The sequence below is a fragment of the Pseudomonas sp. Irchel 3E13 genome, from assembly GCF_900187455.1.
Classification (GTDB): Bacteria; Pseudomonadota; Gammaproteobacteria; order Pseudomonadales; family Pseudomonadaceae; genus Aquipseudomonas.
Map to the genome: position 1 here is coordinate 352,040 of NZ_FYDX01000004.1, position 20,526 is coordinate 372,565.

General features: G+C 66.1%; 18 protein-coding genes. 12 read left to right on the forward strand and 6 right to left on the reverse strand.

Annotated elements, in window-relative coordinates:
• The first annotated feature begins 3 nt into the window (after window positions 1-3).
• The 6 genes from tssE to CKW37_RS08485 all read left to right on the forward strand — a co-directional run bounded on the left by tssE (window position 4) and on the right by CKW37_RS08485 (window position 8,414).
• The gene (gene tssE / locus CKW37_RS08460; protein ID WP_095155236.1) at window positions 4-444 is read left to right on the forward strand and encodes a type VI secretion system baseplate subunit TssE; all 441 of its coding nucleotides are present in this window, start codon (window positions 4-6) and stop codon (window positions 442-444) included.
• The gene (gene tssF, locus CKW37_RS08465) at window positions 428-2,248 is read left to right on the forward strand and encodes a type VI secretion system baseplate subunit TssF (protein ID WP_095155237.1); all 1,821 of its coding nucleotides are present in this window, start codon (window positions 428-430) and stop codon (window positions 2,246-2,248) included. The genes tssE and tssF overlap by 17 nt, the downstream gene beginning before the upstream one ends.
• Entirely contained in the window at window positions 2,212-3,237 is a 1,026-nt protein-coding gene (gene tssG, locus CKW37_RS08470) for a type VI secretion system baseplate subunit TssG (RefSeq protein ID WP_095155238.1), read from the forward strand. The genes tssF and tssG overlap by 37 nt, the downstream gene beginning before the upstream one ends.
• A gap of 2 nt (window positions 3,238-3,239) precedes the next feature.
• Entirely contained in the window at window positions 3,240-5,795 is a 2,556-nt protein-coding gene (tssH, locus tag CKW37_RS08475; protein ID WP_095155239.1) for a type VI secretion system ATPase TssH, read from the forward strand.
• Between the two features lie 64 nt (window positions 5,796-5,859).
• Window positions 5,860-7,866: a type VI secretion system tip protein VgrG gene (gene tssI, locus CKW37_RS08480; protein WP_095155240.1), complete on the forward strand. Its 2,007-nt coding sequence runs from the start codon at window positions 5,860-5,862 to the stop codon at window positions 7,864-7,866.
• An 11-nt stretch (window positions 7,867-7,877) separates the two neighbouring features.
• Window positions 7,878-8,414: a toxin-antitoxin system YwqK family antitoxin gene (locus CKW37_RS08485; RefSeq protein WP_095155354.1), complete on the forward strand. Its 537-nt coding sequence runs from the start codon at window positions 7,878-7,880 to the stop codon at window positions 8,412-8,414.
• A gap of 32 nt (window positions 8,415-8,446) precedes the next feature.
• Here the strand turns inward: CKW37_RS08485 and CKW37_RS08490 are convergent, their stop codons facing one another.
• Complete coding sequence (locus CKW37_RS08490; protein ID WP_095155241.1) at window positions 8,447-8,839, reverse strand: DUF4280 domain-containing protein; 393 nt, start codon at window positions 8,837-8,839, stop codon at window positions 8,447-8,449.
• A 382-nt stretch (window positions 8,840-9,221) separates the two neighbouring features.
• On the opposite strand from CKW37_RS08490, the gene msuE reads away from it, so the two are divergent.
• The 5 genes from msuE to CKW37_RS08515 are packed head-to-tail and all read left to right on the forward strand — an operon-like array spanning window position 9,222 to window position 14,145.
• Window positions 9,222-9,791: an FMN reductase gene (gene msuE / locus CKW37_RS08495; RefSeq protein ID WP_095155242.1), complete on the forward strand. Its 570-nt coding sequence runs from the start codon at window positions 9,222-9,224 to the stop codon at window positions 9,789-9,791.
• A 14-nt stretch (window positions 9,792-9,805) separates the two neighbouring features.
• The gene (locus CKW37_RS08500; RefSeq protein ID WP_095155355.1) at window positions 9,806-10,993 is read left to right on the forward strand and encodes an acyl-CoA dehydrogenase family protein; all 1,188 of its coding nucleotides are present in this window, start codon (window positions 9,806-9,808) and stop codon (window positions 10,991-10,993) included.
• 9 nt (window positions 10,994-11,002) lie between these two features.
• The gene (locus tag CKW37_RS08505; RefSeq protein WP_095155243.1) at window positions 11,003-12,103 is read left to right on the forward strand and encodes a sigma-54-dependent Fis family transcriptional regulator; all 1,101 of its coding nucleotides are present in this window, start codon (window positions 11,003-11,005) and stop codon (window positions 12,101-12,103) included.
• A gap of 60 nt (window positions 12,104-12,163) precedes the next feature.
• The gene (gene ssuD, locus CKW37_RS08510; RefSeq protein WP_095155244.1) at window positions 12,164-13,300 is read left to right on the forward strand and encodes an FMNH2-dependent alkanesulfonate monooxygenase; all 1,137 of its coding nucleotides are present in this window, start codon (window positions 12,164-12,166) and stop codon (window positions 13,298-13,300) included.
• Window positions 13,297-14,145: an amidohydrolase family protein gene (locus CKW37_RS08515; RefSeq protein WP_095155245.1), complete on the forward strand. Its 849-nt coding sequence runs from the start codon at window positions 13,297-13,299 to the stop codon at window positions 14,143-14,145. The genes ssuD and CKW37_RS08515 overlap by 4 nt, the downstream gene beginning before the upstream one ends.
• A gap of 81 nt (window positions 14,146-14,226) precedes the next feature.
• Here CKW37_RS08515 and CKW37_RS08520 read toward each other — a convergent pair whose 3' ends face one another.
• The 5 genes from CKW37_RS08520 to CKW37_RS08540 all read right to left on the reverse strand — a co-directional run bounded on the left by CKW37_RS08520 (window position 14,227) and on the right by CKW37_RS08540 (window position 19,466).
• Entirely contained in the window at window positions 14,227-15,228 is a 1,002-nt protein-coding gene (locus tag CKW37_RS08520) for a methionine ABC transporter ATP-binding protein (RefSeq protein WP_095155246.1), read from the reverse strand.
• A gap of 122 nt (window positions 15,229-15,350) precedes the next feature.
• Window positions 15,351-16,127, reverse strand: a complete 777-nt coding sequence (locus CKW37_RS08525) for a MetQ/NlpA family ABC transporter substrate-binding protein (protein ID WP_095155247.1) — start codon at window positions 16,125-16,127, stop codon at window positions 15,351-15,353.
• Window positions 16,128-16,197: 70 nt separating this feature from the next.
• On the reverse strand, window positions 16,198-16,863 hold the full coding sequence (locus CKW37_RS08530; protein WP_095155248.1) for a methionine ABC transporter permease: 666 nt from the start codon (window positions 16,861-16,863) through the stop codon (window positions 16,198-16,200).
• A complete protein-coding gene (locus tag CKW37_RS08535; protein ID WP_095155249.1) occupies window positions 16,860-18,233 on the reverse strand; it encodes an LLM class flavin-dependent oxidoreductase in 1,374 nt (457 codons plus the stop codon). Before CKW37_RS08535 ends, CKW37_RS08530 begins: the two co-directional genes overlap by 4 nt.
• Window positions 18,234-18,242: 9 nt before the next feature.
• Complete coding sequence (locus CKW37_RS08540) at window positions 18,243-19,466, reverse strand: SfnB family sulfur acquisition oxidoreductase (protein WP_095155250.1); 1,224 nt, start codon at window positions 19,464-19,466, stop codon at window positions 18,243-18,245.
• A gap of 443 nt (window positions 19,467-19,909) precedes the next feature.
• On the opposite strand from CKW37_RS08540, the gene CKW37_RS08545 reads away from it, so the two are divergent.
• Window positions 19,910-20,524 (forward strand): Yip1 family protein, encoded by a 615-nt coding sequence (locus tag CKW37_RS08545; RefSeq protein ID WP_095155251.1) that lies wholly within the window; start codon window positions 19,910-19,912, stop codon window positions 20,522-20,524.
• Window positions 20,525-20,526: the final 2 nt, after the last annotated feature.

Consider the following 20,526-nt stretch of genomic DNA (forward strand, 5'->3'; position numbering starts at 1 on the left):
ATCATGTCCTCCACGGGCAACCGCCCGCTGCTGTTCGAACGCCTGGCCGGGGCCGGCGACGCCGCGCCGCAACTCGACCGTCACGCCCTGGCCACGTCGGTCCGCGAAGAACTGCTGCGCCTGCTCAACAGCCGGCGCGCCGGCCCGTCGCGGACCTCGCCGCCAACGGTGCTGGACTACGGCCTCGGCGACTGGAGCGGTCTGCAGGCGAGCAACCCCGACGACCGTCGGCGCATCGCCCGGGAAATCCGTGCCGCGATCACGCACTTCGAACCGCGCCTGCAACTGGGCGAGGTGGACGTGCGGCTGGTGGCCGGGCAACCCCGCAGCCTGAGCATCCTGCTCAGCGGACTGCTGCGCCAGGGCAGCCAGCAATGGCCGGTGGCGTTCGTGGTGGACAAGACCGACACGGGTCTGGAGGTCAGCCATGAGCGACTCGATTGACCCGCTGCTTCTGGATTATTACCAACGTGAACTGACCTGGCTGCGCAACGCTGGCAGCGCCTTCGCCAACCGCTACCCCAAGGTGGCGCGGCGTCTGGAGCTGTCGCCGGGAGAAAGTCAGGACCCGCATGTCGAACGCCTGCTGGAAGGCTTCGCCCTGCTCTCGGCGCGCCTGCAACGGCGCCTCGACGACGACTACGCCGAATTCAGCGACGCCCTGCTCGAACAACTCTACCCGCTGGCCCTGCGGCCCCTGCCCTCCTGCACCATCGTGCGGATCGAACCCGCCGAGGGCAAAGGCAACCTGGACAGCGGCTACACCCTGGCGCGGGACACCTCGCTGTTCGTCACCACCACCCGCGGCGAAAGCATCTATTTCCGCACCGGCGCCGAGGTGACGTTGTGGCCGTTGAAAATCACCGATGCGGTGCTGCTCGACGGCGACGAAGCCCGCAAGCTGACCGGCCAGTACAACGCCGGTTCCGCCCTGCGCCTGCGCATCGACTATCAAGGCAAGGCGGCCTTCAACGCACTGGATGTGCGCCAGTTGCGCCTGCACCTGGACGCCTCGCCGATGGTCAACGCCACCTTGTATGACCTGCTCGGTGCCCACACCATCGGCGTGTTCAACAACGCCCCCGGCGAACGCCCGCAACGCCTGAAGCGCCCGGACAAGCAGGCCCGCCTGCCCGAGGTGGTCGGTTTCGCCGACGACCAGGCCCTGCTGCCCGAGGAAGACGGCGTGCACCCGGGCTTGCGCTTGCTCACCGAGTACTTCGCGTTCCCGGAGAAATTCCACTTCTTCGATGTGCCGCTCGACCCGTCCCGCATCGACGGCAACAGCCTTGACCTGTACCTGGTGTTCGACCGCCCGACGCCGCCGCACCTGCACCTGCAGGCCAGCGATATCGCCCTGGGCTGCGTGCCGGCGATCAACCTGTTCCGCCGCACCTCCGAGCCGCTGCGCCCGGATGGCAAGAACAGCGAGTACCGTCTGGTCGCCGATGCCCACCGCGAAAACAGCGTGGAAATCCACAGCATCCGCGGCATGCGCACCCTGTCCGCCGATGGCGTGGTGCGGCCGGTGGCGCCGTACTACGGCAGCCAGCACAGCAGCAACGCGCAGATGTACTGGCATGCGCGGCGCATCAATGGCCTGACGCCGAACCGGATCGGCAGCGACATACTGGTCAGCCTGGTCGATCCCGGCTTCAATCCGCGTAGCCAAAGCTGGGACTTCAGCCTCAGCGCCGACCTGCTATGCACCAACCGGCACCTGGCGCAGAGTCTGGCGGCCGGCACCGTGCTGGCGTTCGAGCGCCCCGGCGCGCCGGCCACTGCCCGCCTGGTCAACCCGCCCAGCTCGCAAGGCGTGCCTAACCTTGACGGCCAGTCGCGCTGGCGGCTGGTGTCGCAACTGACCCTCAATCACCTGTCGCTGGTCGAAGGCGAGCAGGCGCTCGATGCCCTGCGCGAGATGCTGACCCTGCACAACCTGCGCAACGAGGCCAGCGCCGGCCGGCAGATCGACGGGCTGAAAAGCCTGGCCTGCGAACGTATCGTCGGGCATGTCGGCAAGGACGCCTGGCGCGGCTGGCGCAAGGGCCTGGAAGTGCGGATTCAATTGGACCCGGCGCACTTCGCCGGACACAGCACCGTGCTGTTTTCCGCGGTACTGGCGCAGTTCTTCTCGCTGTACGCCACGGCCAACCGCTTTATCACCACCGTGTTGGTCGATGCCGACGATGCCACCAAGGAGATCAAGACATGGAGCCCGCAAGCCGGCATGCCGCTGTGCCTCTGAGCGAGACGTTGCGCGCACGGCCCGAAGGCTTCGAGCTGCTCCAGGCCTTGCTGATCCTCGAGCACGAGAACCAGAAAGCGACCTCGCTGGGCCGTGGCAGCGTCCCGCAGAACGAAGCGGTGCGCCTGCGCGGCCCGCTGATGCCGGTGTTTCCCGCCAGCCAGATCGAAAAGATCAGCCACGACGCCCATGATCCGCGGCCGATCCTCAGCACGCCGATCTTCGGCCTTGGCGGCCCCGACGGCCCGCTGCCCTACGCGTTCCAGGAGTGGCTGCAACAACGGGCGCTGGAGCGCGACCACGCGCCGGCGGAATTTCTCGACCTGTTCCAGCACCGCCTGCTCAGCCTGCTCTACCGCACCCTGCGCAAGCACCGGGTCGCCCTCGGCTTCGCCGAAGCCCGCGATACCCCGGTGCAACAGCAACTGCGCGCCCTGGCCGGGCTGCTGCCGGCCGGCCTGCAGGATCGCCAGAAACTGCCCGACGCCGCGCTGCTGGCGCGCACCGCGCTGATCACCGGCGGGCGGCGCTCGCTGGCCGGTTTCGCCTCGATCGTCCGCCATCATTTCAACCTGCCGCTGCGTGTCGAAGGCCATGACGGCGCCTGGTGCGACATCCCGCCGGCGAGTCGCAGCGTGCTCAAACGTGGCGGGCGCAACCTGCAACTGGGGCGCACGGCGATCGCCGGCAAACGCATGTGGGACGAGCACGCCGGCATCCGCCTGCACATCGGCCCGCTCAGCGCCGAACAGGCCAAACCGCTGCTGCCCGGTGGCGACACCCACCACCAACTGGCCGATCTTGCCGCCCTGTATTTCGGCCCCGATCTAGACTGCGCATTGACGCTGTTGATCGACGGCGCCCGGCCGATGTTCCTCATGAACGACAACCGTCCGCGGCTGAACTGGAACAACGGGTTGCAGCGCAAGAGCGACCCGACCCGCCGTCAGGTATTCAATACCCGGCTACAACAGCCGGCAGAGGTGTGAACATGGAGCTCGGCAGCCTGATCGGTTGGTTGAACAGCGACACCCACAATGCACTGGAGCGCGCCGCGCAGCGTTGCCTGCAACGCGGTCATCACTTCATCGAGATCGAGCATTTCCTGCTGGAACTGCTGGAGATTCCTGGTGGCGACCTGGCGTGCCTGTTGCCGCCGCTCAAGGTCGAGCGCGATGCCCTGAATGAACAGATCAACCGCACCCTGGAGCTGTTCAAGTCCGGCAATACCCGCACGCCGTCGCTCTCGGCGCAGACCGTCAACCTGCTCAAGGACGCCGTGCTGCAAGCCGGCGTGCGCGAAGAACAGAGCATCCGCTCGGGTCTGTTGCTGCTGGTGCTGCTGGAGCGCGAGGAATACCGCAGCCTGCTGCTCAACAGCGCCGCGCCGCTGCTGGCCATCCCGCTGGATACCCTGCGCGGCAAGTTCCAGGAATGGACCGCCGCCTCCCGCGAACAGCCCGCCGCCAATGCCCCGACCAAACGCGGCAAGGCCGCGGCGAAAAACACCGAAGACCCGGTGCTGGAGCAGTACACCCAGGACCTCACCGCCGACGCCCGGGCCGGGCGCATCGACCCGATCATCGGCCGCGAAGGCGAAATCCGCCAGTGCATCGACATCCTTCTGCGGCGGCGGCAGAACAACCCGATCCTGGTCGGCGCCCCCGGCGTCGGCAAGACCGCGCTGGTGGAAGGCCTCGCCCTGCGCATCGCCGCCGGTGACGTGCCCCCTGCCCTGCAAGACGTCTGCCTGCGGGTTCTCGACCTCGGCCTGTTGCAGGCCGGCGCCGGGGTCAAGGGCGAGTTCGAACAGCGCCTCAAAGGTGTGATCGAGGCGGTGCGCAACGCGCCCAAGCCGACCATCATGTTCATCGACGAAGCCCACACCCTGATCGGTGCCGGCGGCGCCGAGGGCGGCAGCGACGCGGCCAACCTGCTCAAGCCGGCCCTGGCCCGCGGCGAACTGCGCACCCTGGCCGCCACCACCTGGCAGGAATACAAGAAGTACTTCGAGAAAGACCCGGCCCTGGCCCGCCGCTTCCAACTGGTCCAGGTCGAAGAACCCAGCGAAGCCACCTGCGTGCAGATGCTGCGCGGCATCGCCAGCAAACTGGAACAGCACCATGGCGTGCTGGTGCTCGACGCCGCGATCCAGGACGCGGTCAAACTCTCCCATCGCTACATCTCCGGGCGACAACTGCCGGACAAGGCGATCAGCATCCTCGACACCGCCTGCGCCCGGGTCGCCCTCGGCCAGCACGACGTGCCGCCGCCGCTGGAAAACCTGCGCCATCGCCAGCACAGCCTCAACGAAGAAGTCGAACGCCTGCGCCGCGAACAAGCCACCGGCCAGGACCACCGCGACCGCATCACCCGCCTGGAATCCGAACTGACGGTCAACCAGCAGGCCATGCGCGAGCTGGAAACCCGCTGGAGCGAAGAGCGCGAGGCCGTCCGCGAGCTGCTCGACACCCGCCGCGAACTGCTCGCCCTGAGCGAGCGCGCCGACGCCGACACGGCCAAGCGCGACCCCGAGACCGACAGCCGCATCGACCACCTCGCCGCTGAACTGCTGCGCCTGGAAGCCGGGCTGGACGCCATTCGCCAGGACGACCCGCTGGTGCCGGAGCAGGTCGATTCGAAGATCGTCGCCGCGGTGATCGCCGGCTGGACCGGCATCCCGGTGGGCAAGATGCTCGCCGACGAAGCCCACGCCGTGCGCACCCTCGGCCAACGCATGGGCCAGCGGGTGATGGGCCAGAAAACCGCCCTCGACACCATCGCCCAGCGCCTGCAGGCCTACCGCGCCGGGCTGACCGACCCGCAGAAACCGGTGGGGGTGTTCCTGCTGCCCGGCCCGACCGGCGTCGGCAAGACCGAGACCGCCTACGCCCTGGCCGACGCGCTGTACGGTGGCGAGCGCAACCTGATCAGCATCAACCTCTCCGAATACCAGGAAGCCCACACCGTCAGCCAGCTCAAGGGCGCACCGCCCGGCTACGTCGGCTACGGCAGCGGCGGCGTGCTCACCGAAGCGGTGCGGCGCAAGCCCTATTCGGTGGTGCTGCTGGACGAGATCGAAAAGGCCCACCCGGACGTGCTCGAAGCCTTCTACAACGTCTTCGACAAAGGCGTGATGGAAGACGGCAGCGGCCTGATCGTCGACTTCAAGAACACCGTGATGCTCGCCACCAGCAACGTCGGCGCCGAACTGATCCTCGACACGGCCAAGGCCGAGCTGGACGGCGAAGTATTCAACGAGCGCCTGCACAAGGTCTTGCTCAAGGCCTTCCGCCCGGCGTTCCTCGCGCGCATGACCGTGGTGCCCTACCACCCGCTGGACGAGGTGACCCTGGAAGGCATCGTCCTGGCCAAGCTGGAAAAACTCCGCGAGCGCTACAAGGCTGCCACCGGCAAGCAGTTCGACTTCGACCGCGGCATCGTCAAGGCGGTGCTCGCCCAGTGCAGCGGTGCCGGCGCGCGGGACATCGAAAACGTGCTGATGAAGCAGGTCACGGGGAAACTCGCGGAATGGGCGCTGGAGTGAGCAAGACTTCTGCCCTCGCCAGCCTGTAAAGTCCGCCAAGGCCATTGATTGTTCGAGACCCCAGATGCCCCGCGCCACCGACAGCAACACCAGCCTTTCCCTCACCGCCAGCGCCCTCAGCGACCTCTATCCGGAGTCGCTCAGTGGCGGTGAGATGCTCAACGGCCTGGGGCTGCAGGTGCTGCGTGGGTACGCCGACAGCACCCTGACCCTGACCGACGCGGTCGCCAGCCACCTCACCGCCACCCTGCACAACGACAGCAAACTGCGCCCGCTGGACGGCCTGATCGCCGAGGTCCACCAGTTGCCCGCCGACGCCAGTGCGGAGCGGTACCAGGTGGTGCTGCGGCCGTGGCTGTGGTGGCTGAACCTGGCGAGCAACAACCGGGTGTTCCAGAACCTGTCCACCTCCGACATCGTCACCAGCCTGTTCGACGCCCATGGTTTCAGCGACTACAAGCTGTCCCTTACGGGCAGCTACACGCCGCGGGAATACTGCGTGCAATACGGCGAAAGCGACTTCGCCTTCGTCTGCCGCCTGCTCGAAGAAGAAGGGATTTTCTGGTTCTTCACCCATGAAGACGGCGTTCACACCCTGGTGCTGGCCGACAACAACGAAGCCTTCCCGGCCCTGCCCAACGGCGCGGCGGTGAGCTACCTCGGCCAGGGCATGGGCGGCCGCGAACTGCATGGCATCCGCTCCGGGCAACTGGTGCTGCAGGCGGTGGCCGGGGTCTATTCGGCCAGCGACTACGCCTTCACCACCCCGACCACCTCGCTGTACAGCAAGGCCGAGGCCAAGACCGGGCCGCGCACGGCGTATGAGCATCCCGGCGGCTACATCGAGAAATCCCGTGGCGATGCGCTGACCAAGCAGCGCGTCGACGGCCTGCGCACCCAGGAAAAGCGCTTTGTCGGCGATAGCGATTGCCGCTGGCTGGTGCCCGGTCATTACTTCACCCTCAGCGGCCATGACGACGCCAGCCTGAACATCGATTGGGTGGTCACCTCGGTGACCCACGACGTCAGCCACGACAGCTACCGCAACCGCTTCGAAGCGATCCCCAAGGCCACCACCTACCGCCCGCAGCGGGTCACGCCGAAACCGCGCATGCACACCCAGACCGCCACGGTGGTCGGCAAATCCGGCGAGGAAATCTGGACCGACGAATATGGCCGGATCAAGATCCAGTTCCCCTGGGACCGCGACGGCAAGAACAACGAAACCAGCTCCTGCTGGGTCCGCGTGGTACTGCCCTGGACCGGCAAGAGCTTCGGCATGCAGTTCGTACCGCGGGTCGGCCAGGAAGTGATCGTCACCTTCATCGACGGCGACCCCGACCGGCCACTGGTCAGCGGCTGCGTCTACAACGGCGACAACTCGGTGCCCTGGACCCTGCCCGACAACCAGACCCAGTCGGGGATCAAGACCAACTCCTCCAAGGGCGGCGGCGGCTTCAATGCCCTGCGCTTCGAAGACAAAAAGGACGCCGAGGAAGTCTTCCTGCAGGCGCAGAAAGACTTCAACACCAACGTCCTCAACGACGCCACCGTGACCATCGGCCACGACGAAACCCAGACCGTCCAGAACGCCCGCACCCGCACGGTCAAGGAAGGCGACGAAACCATTACCCTGGAAAAGGGCAAGCGCACCGTCGAGATCCAGACCGGCAGTGACAGCCTCGACGTCAAGGACACCCGCACCGTGACCGTCGGCGGCGACCAGACCCACAAGACCGGTGGCAACTTCACCGAGAAGATTACCGGCGACTACGCCCTGACCATCGACGGCGACCTGACCATCAAGGTGACCGGCAAGATCACCCTGCAGAGCGGCGCCAGCTTCACCGTCAAGAGCGGCGCGGACCTTGCCGTGCAGGCCAGCACCTCCATCGCGCAGAAGGCTGGCACCTCGTTCGCCAACCAGGCCGGCACCTCGCTGGAGAACAAGGCCGGCACCACCATGACCAACGATGCCGGCATCAGCCTGACCAACAAGGGCGGCGCCGAACAGACCGTGGATGGCGGCGGCATGCTGACCATCAAGGGCGGCCTGGTGAAGGTCAATTGAAGGGCCCGAACGTGACCAAGGGCGACGCCTTCCGCCTGCAGCGCGGCGACGCGCAGTTGACCGGGCGCCTGCACGAACAGGCGCTCAACGGTCCGTTGCGCATCGAAGAACATGGCCGGCCACAGGCCAACCTCAGTTACGCCGGCGGCCTGTTGCACGGCCTGAGCCAGACGTTTCACCCCAATGGCCGGCTGTCTGCGCAACTGCCCTACCAGAACGATCGCCTCGAAGGCGTTGCCAGCTTCTACTCCACCGAAGGGCAACTGCTGCGCTCGGCCACCTACCGCAAGGGCCTGTTGCAGGGTGAAGCGGTCACCTACTTCCCGGATGGCACGGTGGCCGAGCGCGAGCTGTACAACAATGGCGTCCGCGAGGGCCTGCTGCAGCGCTTTCACCCCAACGGCAAGCTGGCGTTGAAGGCGCAATACCTCAACGGCCAGTTGCTCGATCCGGGGCAGCGCTATGCCGAAGACGGCCGACCGCTGAATGCGGCGGGCAAGCCGGTGTCGCGGTTGAAGTGGTGGTGGACGAATGGAGCGGAAGAGTGAGGTTTGCGGCGCCGCAACCCCCCAAGACAATCTCAGGGAATCAACATCTGCACCTGACCCGGCATGCCAATCTTGATCACCCCTGCCCAGTTGCACATCAACATGCTGTTGGCATCCAGCGCCGGCATGCTGCCCAGCAACACCGTCGGGGCACCGGGCACCCACGGCGCGGCGGTGGCGGGAATGCACGGCATCGGCGTCAACACGCCTAGGGCCGCGGCGGTGGCGGCGGCGACCATCGGATTGGCAATGCTCATGCACGTGCCGAAGGTGGCAATGTTCACCAGCGGGATATGGTCCATGATCGTCGCCGCCGGCATTCCGCCAGCCATCACCCGATTGACCGGTAGCACATTCAGCACGCATGGCGCGGCACCGAAGCTGCATTGCAGCGTGGCGCCAGAGCAGACCTGGGGGCACGACATCCCTTTCTCCCGATAGGTTGAGTGGGGTCGACTTTAGCTGATTTGTAGGAAATTTCCCTAGCTCTTGATGCGCGATAAACACAGGCCGCGCCGCGCCACCCGCGCACCCATTGGCTGCTGCATCACATATTTCTAATTCGAATAAATTTATCTTTATTAAGAATTGGACTGAATATGCATCCCACTCTAAAAATCCCCCGCATCCCGAACAGTGTTCACCCGACAACTGTTCACCCACCAACACTGAATCAACAGTTGCGGCGCCCCGGCAACACAACAGCCGCCTTGAAAATCGCTCAACACCTTGATTCACAACGAATTCAAGAAACTGGAACGGCTCTTGCTCCACCCAGGCATCTCACTCCGCCAAGGAACCTGAATCATGAGCACCGCTTTCAACATCGTCGCTGTTTCCGGTGGGGCCTGGCGCCCTTCCCGCACCCTGGTCCTGACCGAGGCGCTGATCGCCGCGCTGGGCCAGCACCTGGATTTCAACGTGCAGGTCATCGAGCTGGGTGATATCGCCCGTCCGGTCGGTGGTGCCCTGTCCCGCGCCGAGTTGCCGGCTGATGTGGAAGCGCAGTTGCTGGCCATCGAACAGGCCGACCTGTTGATCGTCGCCGCCCCGGTCTATCGCGGTTCGTATCCGGGCCAGTTCAAGCACCTGTTCGACCTGATCGGCCAGGATGCGTTGATCGACACCCCCGTGCTGCTGGCCGCCACCGGCGGCAGCGAACGCCATGCGCTGGTCATCGATCATCAACTGCGCCCGCTGTTCAGCTTCTTCCAGGCCCTGACCCTGCCCATCGGCGTGTACGCCGCCCAGGCCGATTTCACCGACTACCAGATCACCAGCCCGGCGCTGCAGGCGCGTATCGCCCTGGCCGCTGAGCGTGCCGCCGCGACACTGGCCGGCGTGGTCACCGACAGCGCCCTGCGCAAGATCGCCTGAGGCAGATGTCGACCATGAACCTGCCTTCGCGCAACACCCTGCAAACCCCTGTGCAAATCGCCCGCGAGCTGGCCGCGCAATTCGCCGAAACCGCCGTCGAGCGCGATGCCCGTGGCGGCACGCCCAAGGCCGAACGTGACGCGCTGCGCGCCAGCGGCCTGTTGGGCCTGGTGATCCCGACCCAATATGGCGGCCTCGGCGCCACCTGGAGCGAAACCTTCGACGTGGTGCGCCAGTTCGCCCGGGTCGACAGCTCCATCGCCCATGTCTTCGGCTTCCAGCACCTGATGCTCGCCACCGTGCGCCTGTTCTCCCGTCCCGAGCAGTGGGAGCCGTGGTTCGAACTGACCGCGCGCAAGGACTGGTTCTGGGGCAACGCGCTCAATCCGCTGGACACCCGCACCGTGGTCAAGCGCTTCGACGGCTGGTGCGAGTTCTCCGGCAAGAAGAGCTTCTGCTCCGGCGCCAGCGACTCGGAAATGCTGATCGCCTCGGCGGTTGATGAAAGCGCCGGCGGCAAGCTGCTGATCGCCGCCATCCCCAGCGGCCGCACCGGCATCACCCTGCACGGCGACTGGGACAATATCGGCCAGCGCCAGACCGACAGCGGCAGCGCCACCTTCGAGCGCGTACGTGTCGAACACAGCGAACTGCTGCTCGACCCGGGCCCGCTGAGCACGCCGTTCGCCTGCCTGCGGCCGCTGATTGCGCAACTGCATTTCGCCAACATGTTCCTCGGCATCACCGAAGGCGCCTTCGAAGAAGCCCGCCAGTACACCCTCAACGAAAGCCGTCCGTGGTTCCGCTCCACGGCCCGGCACAGCGGCGAAGACCCGCATGTATTGCGCCATTACGGCGAGTTCTGGGTCGGCCTGGAAAGCGTGCGCCTGCTGATCGAACGCGCCGCCGACCTGCTCGACCGCGCCTGGGCCAAGGAACACGCCCTCGGCGCCGAGGAGCGCGCGCAACTGGCGCTGGCCATCGGCACCGCCAAGGTCGCCGCCACCCGCCATGGCCTGGATATCTGCAACCGCCTGTTCGAAGTCACCGGCGCCCGCGCCACCCATGCCTCGCTACGTTTCGACCGGCACTGGCGCAACCTGCGCACCCAGACCCTGCACGACCCGCTGGATTACCGCATCCACGAACTGGGCGAGTGGGCGCTGAACGGTACGCGCCCTACCCCGACCTTCTACTCATAAGGCCCGTCCATGCAACTGCTGACCCTGCCCCCGTCCCCGGCCCTGGCCACCTCGATCCGCGCCACCGCGCAGGTCTTCGAAGACCCGCACTCGCAGGCGCTGCTCGCCCACCTGCAACAAGTCGCGCCCAGCGAAGCCAGCGTGCTGATCATCGGTGAGACCGGGACCGGCAAGGAATTGGTCGCACGGCACATCCACAACCTCAGCGGGCGGCGCAACGGTCCGTTCATGGCGGTCAACTGCGGCGCGTTTTCCGAATCGCTGGTGGAGGCCGAGCTGTTCGGGCATGAGAAAGGCGCCTTCACCGGCGCCCTGGCGGCCAAGGCCGGCTGGTTCGAGGAAGCCAACGGCGGCACCTTGTTCCTCGACGAGATCGGCGACCTGCCGATGCCGATCCAGGTCAAGCTGCTGCGGGTCCTGCAGGAACGTGAAGTGGTGCGCCTGGGCTCGCGCAAAAGCATCCCGATCAACGTGCGGGTGCTGGCGGCGACCAACGTGCACCTGGAAAAGGCCATCAACGCCGGGCATTTCCGCGAAGACCTGTACTACCGGCTCAACGTGGTCAGTCTGCAACTGCACCCGCTGCGCGACCGCCCCGGCGACATCCTGCCGCTGGCCCGCCACTTCATCGCCGAATACAGCCGGCGTCTCGGCTATACCGACGTCAGCCTCAGCGAGGAAGCCCGCCAGCGCCTGGCCAGCTACGACTGGCCGGGGAATATCCGCGAGCTGGAAAACGTCATCCACCACACCCTGCTGATCTGCCGCGACAAGGTGATCCGCGCCGAAGACCTGCACCTGTCCAACCTGCGCATCGAGCGCGAGGCCAGCAACCGCCCACGCGAGGAAAGCGCCGATGAACTGCTGCAACGGGCGCTGCTGCGACTGTTCGAGGAACAGGGTGAAGGGCTGCACGAAAAGGTCGAGGACGCCCTGCTGCGCGCGGCCTACCGCTTCTGTCACTACAACCAGGTCCACACCGCGCAACTGCTGGGCCTGTCGCGCAACATCACCCGCACCCACCTGATCCGCATCGGCGAACTGGTGGTGAACAAGCGTCGTGCCGCCCCGGGCGGCTTCGATGGCCGGGTGATCAACCTGTCGATCTGAATTCCTAGAAACACCGCTGCCACGCGTGCCCCTATCAACGATGGCAATGAGGACAATTTGATGAGTCTCGATATTTTCTGGTTCCTGCCGACTTCCGGCGACACCCGCTACCTCGGTCACTCGGCCAGTGGCCGGCCGGCGACCAACGCCTACATGCGGCAGATCGCCGTGGCCGCCGACCAGCTCGGCTACGACGGCCTGCTGATTCCCACCGGCGCCAGTTGCCTGGACCCGTGGGTCACCGCCGCCAGCCTGGTGCCGGTGACCCAGCGGATCAAACTGCTGGTGGCCCTGCGCACTTCGCTGGGCAACCCCACCGCCTCGGCGCGCCAGGCCGCGAGCCTGGACCAGGCCAGCAACGGCCGCCTGCTGCTCAACGTGGTGCCCGGCGGTGACGCCACCGAGCTGGCCGCCGACGGCGTGTTCCTCAAGCACGACGAGCGCTACGAAGCCTCGGACGAATTCCTGACCATCTGGCGCCGTTTGCTGGAAGGCGAGAACGTCGATTTCGAAGGCAAGCACCTCAAGGTGGAAGGCGCACAGAACTTCTTCCCGCCCGTGCAGAAACCCTACCCGCCGCTGTATTTCGGCGGTTCCTCGCCGGCGGCGCATGAACTGGCGGCCAAGCATGTCGATGCCTACCTGACCTGGGGCGAGCCGCCGGCAGCGGTGGCCGAGAAGATCGCCGATGTCCGCGCCCGCGCCGCCAAACATGGCCGCACCGTGCGCTTCGGTGTGCGCCTGCACGTCATCGTGCGGGAAACCAACGAAGCCGCCTGGGCCGCCGCCGACGAACTGATCAGCCACCTGGACGAAGACACCATCGCCGCGGCACAGGCCAACTACGCCAAGATGGACTCCGAAGGCCAGCGGCGCATGGCCGCGCTGCACGGCGGCGACCGCAACAAACTGGAAGTGGCGCCGAACCTCTGGGCTGGAGTCGGCCTGGTCCGTGGCGGTGCCGGCACCGCGCTGGTCGGCGACCCGGAAACCGTCGCCGCACGCCTGCTCGAATACGCCGACCTGGGCGTGGACAGCTTCGTGCTCTCCGGCTACCCGCACCTGGAAGAAGCCTACCGCTTCGCCGAGCTGGTGTTCCCGCTGCTGCCGGGCAAGGGCAAGGTCACCGTGGACGGCGCCTTCACCGGCGGCGCGTTCGATGTCCGCGCCGGCAAAGGCAAGGAGCAGGCGGCATGAAGATCATCGACCTGCGCTGCCGACCGGCGTTTCTCCACCCGTTCTTCGGCGGCGTACCCGGCTCGCCGGAACACGACACCGCACGCTGGCTGAACCGCCGCGTCGGCACCCGTGGCGCGGACAACCACTTCGAACGCTCACTGACCCACGAAGGCTTCCTCGGCGAGGTGCGCGAGGCCGGGCTGTACAAGGCTGCGGTGGTGGGTCGGCACACGCCGTCCCAGCACCTGTCCAACGACCTGATCCACAGCGTGGTGAACGGCCACGCCGAACTGATCGGTGTGGGCGCGGTAGAGCCGGTGCTGCAAGGTATCGAAGGCGCGATCGCCGAGATCGACCGCGCCATCGACGTCCTCGGCCTGCTGGCCATCGACCTCGAGCCGGGCTTCGCTGAACCGGCGCGGCAGGCCGATGACCCGTTGTACTGGCCGATCTACGAACACCTGCAAACGCGCGGCGTGCCGCTGTTCATCATGAGCGGCCCGACCACCCCGGACCCGGCCTACAACGACCCGGGCCGCCTGGCCGCGGTGGCCCGGGCGTTTCCTGAACTGAAGATCGTCGCCAGCCATGGCTACTGGCCGAACGTACAACAGGCGATTGGCGTGGCGTTCCGCTACGAGAACATCCACCTGCTGCCGGACATGTACCTGTTCCAGGCGGGTAGCGAAGCGTATGTGCAAGCGGCCAATGGCTTTCTGGCGGACCAGTTACTGTTCGGCTCCTCGTACACCTTCCGCCCGATCGGGCAGAGCATCGAGGATGCGCAGCGGCTCGGGTTCAAGGATGACGTGGTGGAGAAGTTCTTCTACCGCAATGCGGCCAGGGTTTTGAATCTGGTGTGACAGGCCTTCGCGAGCAAGCTCGCTCCTACAGGAATTTGTGCCACCTGCCTGTAGGAGCGAGCTTGCTCGCGATGCGCCCGGTCAGATTCGTTCTACCCGGTCCGCCAACGCGCTGAGTTTTTCCAGGTCCACATTGCCAACCGCCACCCGCAACCGCCCCAGCGCCCGCCCCTGAATCCGCTCCACCCCGCCCTGCACCAGGCGCAATCCCGGCAACGCCGCCGACAACGCCGCAAGATCCGGCTCCAGCCCACGCGCTCCGGTGTAATGCAGATCCAGCAACACCTCACCCTCGGCGCCCCGTGCGCTGTCGTCGCGATGCTCGGAGCCGGCCAGCAGAATCCGGCTGACTTCATGTTTCGGATCACCGAACACCCGCCACACCTCCCCCTGCTCGACCACTTGTCCGCGCTCCAGCACCGCCACGCGGTGGCAGAGGTCGCGGATGACTTCCATCTCATGGGTGATGAGCACGATGGTCAGGCCCAGGCGGCGGTTGATGTCGCGCAACAGTTGCAGGATCGCCTGGGTGCTTTCCGGGTCGAGCGCCGAGGTGGCTTCGTCGCACAGCAGAATCTGCGGTTCCAGCACCAACGCGCGGGCGATGCCGACTCGCTGTTTCTGTCCGCCAGACAATTGCGCCGGGTAGGCGTCGCGGCGCTCGACCAGGCCCACCAGTTGCAGCAGTTCATCGACCCGGCGTAACCGCTCCGGCGGCGGCACGCCGGCCATGCGCAGCGGCAGTTCGATGTTCTCGGCGACGGTGCGGGTGGCCATGAGGTTGAAGTGCTGGAAGATCATCGCCACCTGCCGGCGCAGTGGACGCAGTTGCGTGGTGGTCAGGGCGGCAATGTCCTGGCCGTTGATCAGCACCTGGCCTTCGCTGGGGGTTTCGAGGCGGTTGATCAGGCGCAGCAGCGAGGATTTGCCGGCGCCGCTGCGGCCGATGATGCCGAAGATTTCACCGCGCTGGACGCTGAGGTCGATGTCCTGGAGCGCGGTGAGGTCGCCGTAGCGTTTGCCAATCCCGCGTAGTTGCAGAGGAATGACGGAGGCGAGGATTTCCTGGGAGAAGCGGGTCACGGTCTGAACACCTGATTAGTTGAGCACCATGGGGGGGCTGATGGCCTTTCGCGAGCAAGCTCGCTCCTACAGTAATGTGGAATTCTGTAGGAGCGAGCTTGCTCGCGATGTGCCCCGAAAGATCAGAAGCCCGGCGCAATCTGGCCCTTGTAACGGGTCAGGATGAAGTTGCGCACTTCAGGGGTGTTCAGCGCCTTGGCCAGTTTCTGGATACCCGGGTCTTGCAGGTTGTCCGGCCGCGCCACCAGGTACTCGACGTAGAGGTCCTTGCCCTTCTCGACGATCAGCGCGCTGTTGGTGTCGATCCCGGCTTCCAGGGCGTAGTTGGCGAACACGAACGCCAGGTCCACCTGGTTCACCGCACGGGCCAGCAAGGCGCCTTCGAGTTCGCGGATCTTCAGTTTTTTCGGGTTCTCGGCGATGTCGCGCTGGGTCGCCAGGGTGTTGCTCGGGTCCTTGAGTTTGATCAGCCCGGCCTCGTGCAACAGCACCAGGGCGCGACCGGTGTTTACCGGGTCATTGGGAATCGCCACGCTGGCGCCGTCGGGCAGGTCCTTGAGGTCTTTGATCTTGGTCGAATACGCGCCGAACGGTTCGATGTGCACCCCCACCACCGGCACCAGGTCGGTGTGGCGGCTTTTGTTGAAGTCATCGAGGAACGGCCGGTACTGGTAGTAGTTGGCGTCGAGGTTTTTCTCGGCCAGTTGCAGGTTGGGCTGGATGAAGTCGGTGAAGACCTTGATGTCGAGGTCCACGCCTTCCTTGGCCAGCGCCGGTTTGACGAATTCGAGGATCTCGGCGTGGGGCACCGGGGTGGCGCCGACGACGAGTTTTTCGTTGGCATGGGCCGACAGGCTGATGATTGCGGCGGCCAGGACCGCCAGAGACTGCTTGAACATGGTGTGCTCCTTTGGGATGGGATTGGCCGTCGTCGGGCGAACGTGGGGCCGGGTTGGGCAAAACGGTGTTTCAGCGGCGGGTGAAGTGCCGCACCAGGCGGTCGCCGCTCATTTGCAGGGCCTGCACCAGCAGGATCAGCAAGAGCACGGTGACCACCATTACATCGGTCTGGAAACGCTGGTAACCGAAGCGGATCGCCAGGTCACCCAGGCCGCCGCCACCGATCACCCCGGCCATCGCGGTGTAGTCCACCAGCACGATGGCGGTCACGGTGACCGCGGCGATCAGCCCGGTGCGCGACTCCGGCAACAGCGTGTAGCGGATGATCTGCCAGGTGCTGCCGCCCATCGCCTGACTGGCTTCCACCAGTCCGCGATCGACCTCGCGCAGCGCGGTTTCCACCAGCCGGGCGAAGAACGGCGTACAGCCCACCACCAGCGGCGGGATGGTGCCGCGTACCCCCAGCGAGGTGCCGGTGATCAGCGTGGTGACCGGGATCAGCACGATCAGCAGGATGATGAACGGCAGCGAACGCAGCACGTTCGCCACCAGCGACAAACAGCGGTACAACAGCGGGCTGGACAACAACTGGCGCTGCCCGGTGAGGTACAGCAGCACCCCCAGCGGCAGGCCGAGCAGCACGGTGAAGGCCAGCGCCGCGCCGAGCATGCTCAGGGTTTCCAGGCTGGCCTGGCCGACCTCGCCCCAGTTCAGGTTGACCAGCAACTCATTCATTTGCCGGCCTCCCGACGCAGCGCAGCAACCGGGTGCGGCGCACGCAGGCGGTCGCCCTGGCCGAACAGCTTGTTGCGCAAGGTGCCTTCGGCGTATTCGCGCTTGAACAGGCCGCGGGCCTGCAACTCCGGCACCAGCAGATCGACCACGGCGACGAAGGTTTCCGGGGCGACCACGCTGGCCAGGTTGAAGCCATCGACACCGGTTGCCTCGACCCACTCCTGCAACTGGTCGGCGACGGTCTGCGCCGAGCCCACCAGCACCGGGCCGTCGCCACCGATGGCGCAGTAATCGGCAATTTCGGCGGTGGTCCAGGTGCGGCTCGGGTCGGCGCGGGTGAAGGCTTCCACCGCCGACTGGATGGCGTCGCTCGGCACTTCACGCAGCACCTGTTCCGGGTCGTAGCGGGAAAAGTCGATCCCGGTCCAGCCCGACATCAAGGTCAGCGCGCCCGTGGCGCTGGCGTACTCGCGGTACTCGCGCAGGCGGGCCAGGGCCGCCTCGTCGGTCTCGGCGACGATCACCGTGAGCTGTTCGAGGATGACGATATCGTCCGCCGCACGTCCGGCGGCCACTGCGGCGGCGCGGAACTCGTCCACCTGTTTCTTCAGCACCGCCTTGCTCGGCGCGGCGACGAACACGCATTCGGCATTGGCCGCGGCGAATGCCCGGCCACGGCTCGACGCGCCGGCCTGGTAGAGCACCGGGGTGCGCTGCGGCGACGGCTCGCAGAGGTGGAAACCGGGCACCTTGAAGTAGGTGCCATCGTGGTCGATGCCGTGGACCTTGGCCGGATCGGCGTACACGCCGCTGTCGCGGTCGGCGCGCACGGCGTCCTCGTCCCAACTGCTTTCCCACAGCTTGTAGCAGACCTGCAGGTATTCCTCGGCCAGCGCATAACGCTGGTCGTGGGACAGTTGCTCACGCTGGCCGAGGTTGCGCGCGCCACTGCTCAGGTACGAGGTGACGATGTTCCAGCCGGCGCGGCCCTGGGTCAGGTGATCGAGGGTGGACATGCGCCGGGCGAACGGAAACGGGTGCTCGAACGACACCGAAGCGGTGACGCCGAAGCCCAGGTGCTCGGTGGCCGCGGCCATGGCCGGTACCAGTTGCAACGGGTCATTGACCGGCACCTGGGCGCCGCTGCTCAGGGCCGCGTCGGCGTTGCCGCCATAGACGTCATAGACCCCCAGCACATCGGCGATAAACAGGCCGTCGATACGGCCGCGCTCCAGGTTTTTCGCCAGCTCGACCCAGTAATGGATATCGGTGTAGCGCCGCGACTGGTCGCGGGGGTGCCGCCAGAGACCGGGCGACAGGTGCCCGACGGTGTTCATGGCAAAGGCGTTGAGACGAATCTGCTTGGACATGGCCGCACCCTAGTTCCAGTCGTGACGCGGCGGCTTGATGCCGTTCAGCGCCCAGTTGCCGACCAGGTGGTACTTCCAGCGCACCGGGTCGTGCAGGGTGTGCACCCGGGCGTTGCGCCAGTGGCGGTCGAAGTTGTGTTTGGCCAGCGACGAGCGGGTGCCGCCCAGTTCGAACAAGCGGTTGGTGGCTTCGATAGCGGCTTCAGTGGTCAGCACCTTGGCCTTGGCCACGGCCACCGAGGCGGCGGCGACGTTGTCTTCGTCCGGCGCCGGCTTGGCCGCGTCGAGCACCCAGCCGGCCCGTTCCAGCAAGGCTTCGGCGGCTTCCTGGCGGATCTCCAGCGAGCCGACCTGAATGATGGTCAGCGGGTCGTCGCCGGCTTTTTCCACCTGAGCATCGACCCACGGACGGGCGTGCTCGCGGACGAAGGTGATGGTGTCGTCCAGCGCGGCGCGGCCGATGCCGGCGTCGATGGCGGCGGTGGTCAATTGGGCGAACGGCCCGGCCAGGGTCGGGCTTTCATAGGACCGGTAGCTGGCGAACAGGTGGAAGGCCGGCACCCGCAGGCCGTCGGCGATCACCGTGCCGCTGGAGGTGGTGCGCTGGCCGACGCTGTCCCAGTCATCCACCACCACCAGACCCGGCGTGCCGCGCTGGACGAACGCCAGTTGGGCGCGGTCCTGATCGTCCAGGGCCAGCACGCCGATCCAGTGGGCGTAGAGCGAGCCGGTGCAATAGCCCTTGCGCCCGTCGATGCGGTAGCCGTCGCCTTCAGCGACCAGGCGGGTGCGGATGTCCTGGACCGTCTTGCCGCCGGTTTCCGACAGCGCATTGGCGAAACGATGGCCCTTGAGCACCAGATCGAAGAAGAAGCGCTTCTGCTCTTCGCTGCCTTGCAGGCGGATGTCTTCCAGCAGGCAGTAATGGTTCTGCGGGATCTGGCCGAGGGACGGGTCGGCGGCGGAGACGATGGCGATCACCTTGGCCAGCGTCGCGAACGACACCTCGGCACCGCCGTAGGTGCGCGGCACGGTGATGCCCCACAGGCCGCTGTTGGAAAACGCATCGACCACATCCGCCGGCACCTGCCGCGTGCGGTCACGCTCGGAGGCGCCTTCGCGCAGCAGCGCGGCGATACGGTGAGCGACGGCGATGGCTTCGGCGTCGTCGCGGATAAGGTGCGCATCCGGCTGGCGAATGTCGTAGAGGGCGGAAACGGCAGGTGTGGACATGGATGTTCCTTGGTCCTGAGTACATGGATACCCAGGGCTAGAGCACAAGCCATGCCAACGGCTTAAGTCCTTTGTTTTCAGCCGGTTAGGAAATATTCAAGACAGCCGGAAAGGACTGCCGGACAGCAAAGTGTTGGCCAGGTGTTGGTGGGTGAACAGTTGGGTGGGGGACATCATCAGATACATGGCGGCGATGGTCAGGCGCGCATGCCGTGGTTTTTGCGGTGCCCATGAATCGCTGGCAAGCCCGCTCCTACAGGGATCAATGCTATCAAGGCTTGCGCCGGACCGGTGGGAGCCGGCTTGCCGGCGATGGGCGGCTACCCGGGCATCCGCCACGACCGTACGGCGCCTGGCAAGGACAAACACTGAACGTCTGGAAAAACCGCTGTCTCCAATGTTCAGGACCCTCGCGCACCGGGCGCGAACAGGAGACTGCCGCCATGAAAGCTCATTTCGTCAAACTCATGACTCACCCGGATTACGCCTGGGTGGATATCCGCAGCGAAGAAGAACGCCAACCCCGCCACTACCTGCCGCACCTGCTGCTGTGGGCGTTGTTGCCGGCGGTGTGTCTGTTCATCGGCGTGACCTGGACCGGCTGGAGCCTGGCCGACGCCGACCGGGTACGGGTCAGCGTCGCCAGCGGCCTGCAACTGAGCGTGCTGCTTTACGTCACCACCCTGCTCGGCACCATGATCATGGGCGGGTTCATCCGCTGGATGTCGCGCACTTTCGACGCCCGGCCGACGCTGAACCAGTGCATCGGTTTCGTCGCCTACACCACCACGCCGTACTTCCTCGCCGGCATCGCCGGGCTTTATCCCAATCGCTGGCTGGCGGTGGCGGCGCTCGGCGCGGCCGGGGCCTACGCCACCTACTTGCTGTTCGTCGGCCTGCCCAAGTTCATGCGCCTGACCCAGGACCGCGGCTTCCTCTACGCCGCCTCGGTCTGGGGCGTTGGCCTGCTGGTGCTGGTGACCATTCTGGTGAACATGATCCTGTTCTGGTTCAACGTGCTGGAGCCCGAGTACCTGCGCCCGGCGACGTTGCCGTAGGA

Excerpts from the sequence above, each read along its gene's own strand:
- tssG (WP_095155238.1), top strand. The coding sequence starts at position 2,212 with ATGGAGCCCGCAAGCCGGCATGCCGCTGTGCCTCTGAGCGAGACGTTG.
- CKW37_RS08540 (WP_095155250.1), bottom strand. The coding sequence starts at position 19,466 with ATGTCCACACCTGCCGTTTCCGCCCTCTACGACATTCGCCAGCCGGAT.
- CKW37_RS08530 (WP_095155248.1), bottom strand. The coding sequence starts at position 16,863 with ATGAATGAGTTGCTGGTCAACCTGAACTGGGGCGAGGTCGGCCAGGCC.
- CKW37_RS08545 (WP_095155251.1), top strand. The coding sequence starts at position 19,910 with ATGAAAGCTCATTTCGTCAAACTCATGACTCACCCGGATTACGCCTGG.
- msuE (WP_095155242.1), top strand. The coding sequence starts at position 9,222 with ATGAGCACCGCTTTCAACATCGTCGCTGTTTCCGGTGGGGCCTGGCGC.
- CKW37_RS08505 (WP_095155243.1), top strand. The coding sequence starts at position 11,003 with ATGCAACTGCTGACCCTGCCCCCGTCCCCGGCCCTGGCCACCTCGATC.
- CKW37_RS08500 (WP_095155355.1), top strand. The coding sequence starts at position 9,806 with ATGAACCTGCCTTCGCGCAACACCCTGCAAACCCCTGTGCAAATCGCC.
- tssE (WP_095155236.1), top strand. The coding sequence starts at position 4 with ATGTCCTCCACGGGCAACCGCCCGCTGCTGTTCGAACGCCTGGCCGGG.
- CKW37_RS08525 (WP_095155247.1), bottom strand. The coding sequence starts at position 16,127 with ATGTTCAAGCAGTCTCTGGCGGTCCTGGCCGCCGCAATCATCAGCCTG.
- tssH (WP_095155239.1), top strand. The coding sequence starts at position 3,240 with ATGGAGCTCGGCAGCCTGATCGGTTGGTTGAACAGCGACACCCACAAT.
- tssI (WP_095155240.1), top strand. The coding sequence starts at position 5,860 with ATGCCCCGCGCCACCGACAGCAACACCAGCCTTTCCCTCACCGCCAGC.
- CKW37_RS08515 (WP_095155245.1), top strand. The coding sequence starts at position 13,297 with ATGAAGATCATCGACCTGCGCTGCCGACCGGCGTTTCTCCACCCGTTC.
- CKW37_RS08490 (WP_095155241.1), bottom strand. The coding sequence starts at position 8,839 with ATGTCGTGCCCCCAGGTCTGCTCTGGCGCCACGCTGCAATGCAGCTTC.
- ssuD (WP_095155244.1), top strand. The coding sequence starts at position 12,164 with ATGAGTCTCGATATTTTCTGGTTCCTGCCGACTTCCGGCGACACCCGC.
- CKW37_RS08535 (WP_095155249.1), bottom strand. The coding sequence starts at position 18,233 with ATGTCCAAGCAGATTCGTCTCAACGCCTTTGCCATGAACACCGTCGGG.
- tssF (WP_095155237.1), top strand. The coding sequence starts at position 428 with ATGAGCGACTCGATTGACCCGCTGCTTCTGGATTATTACCAACGTGAA.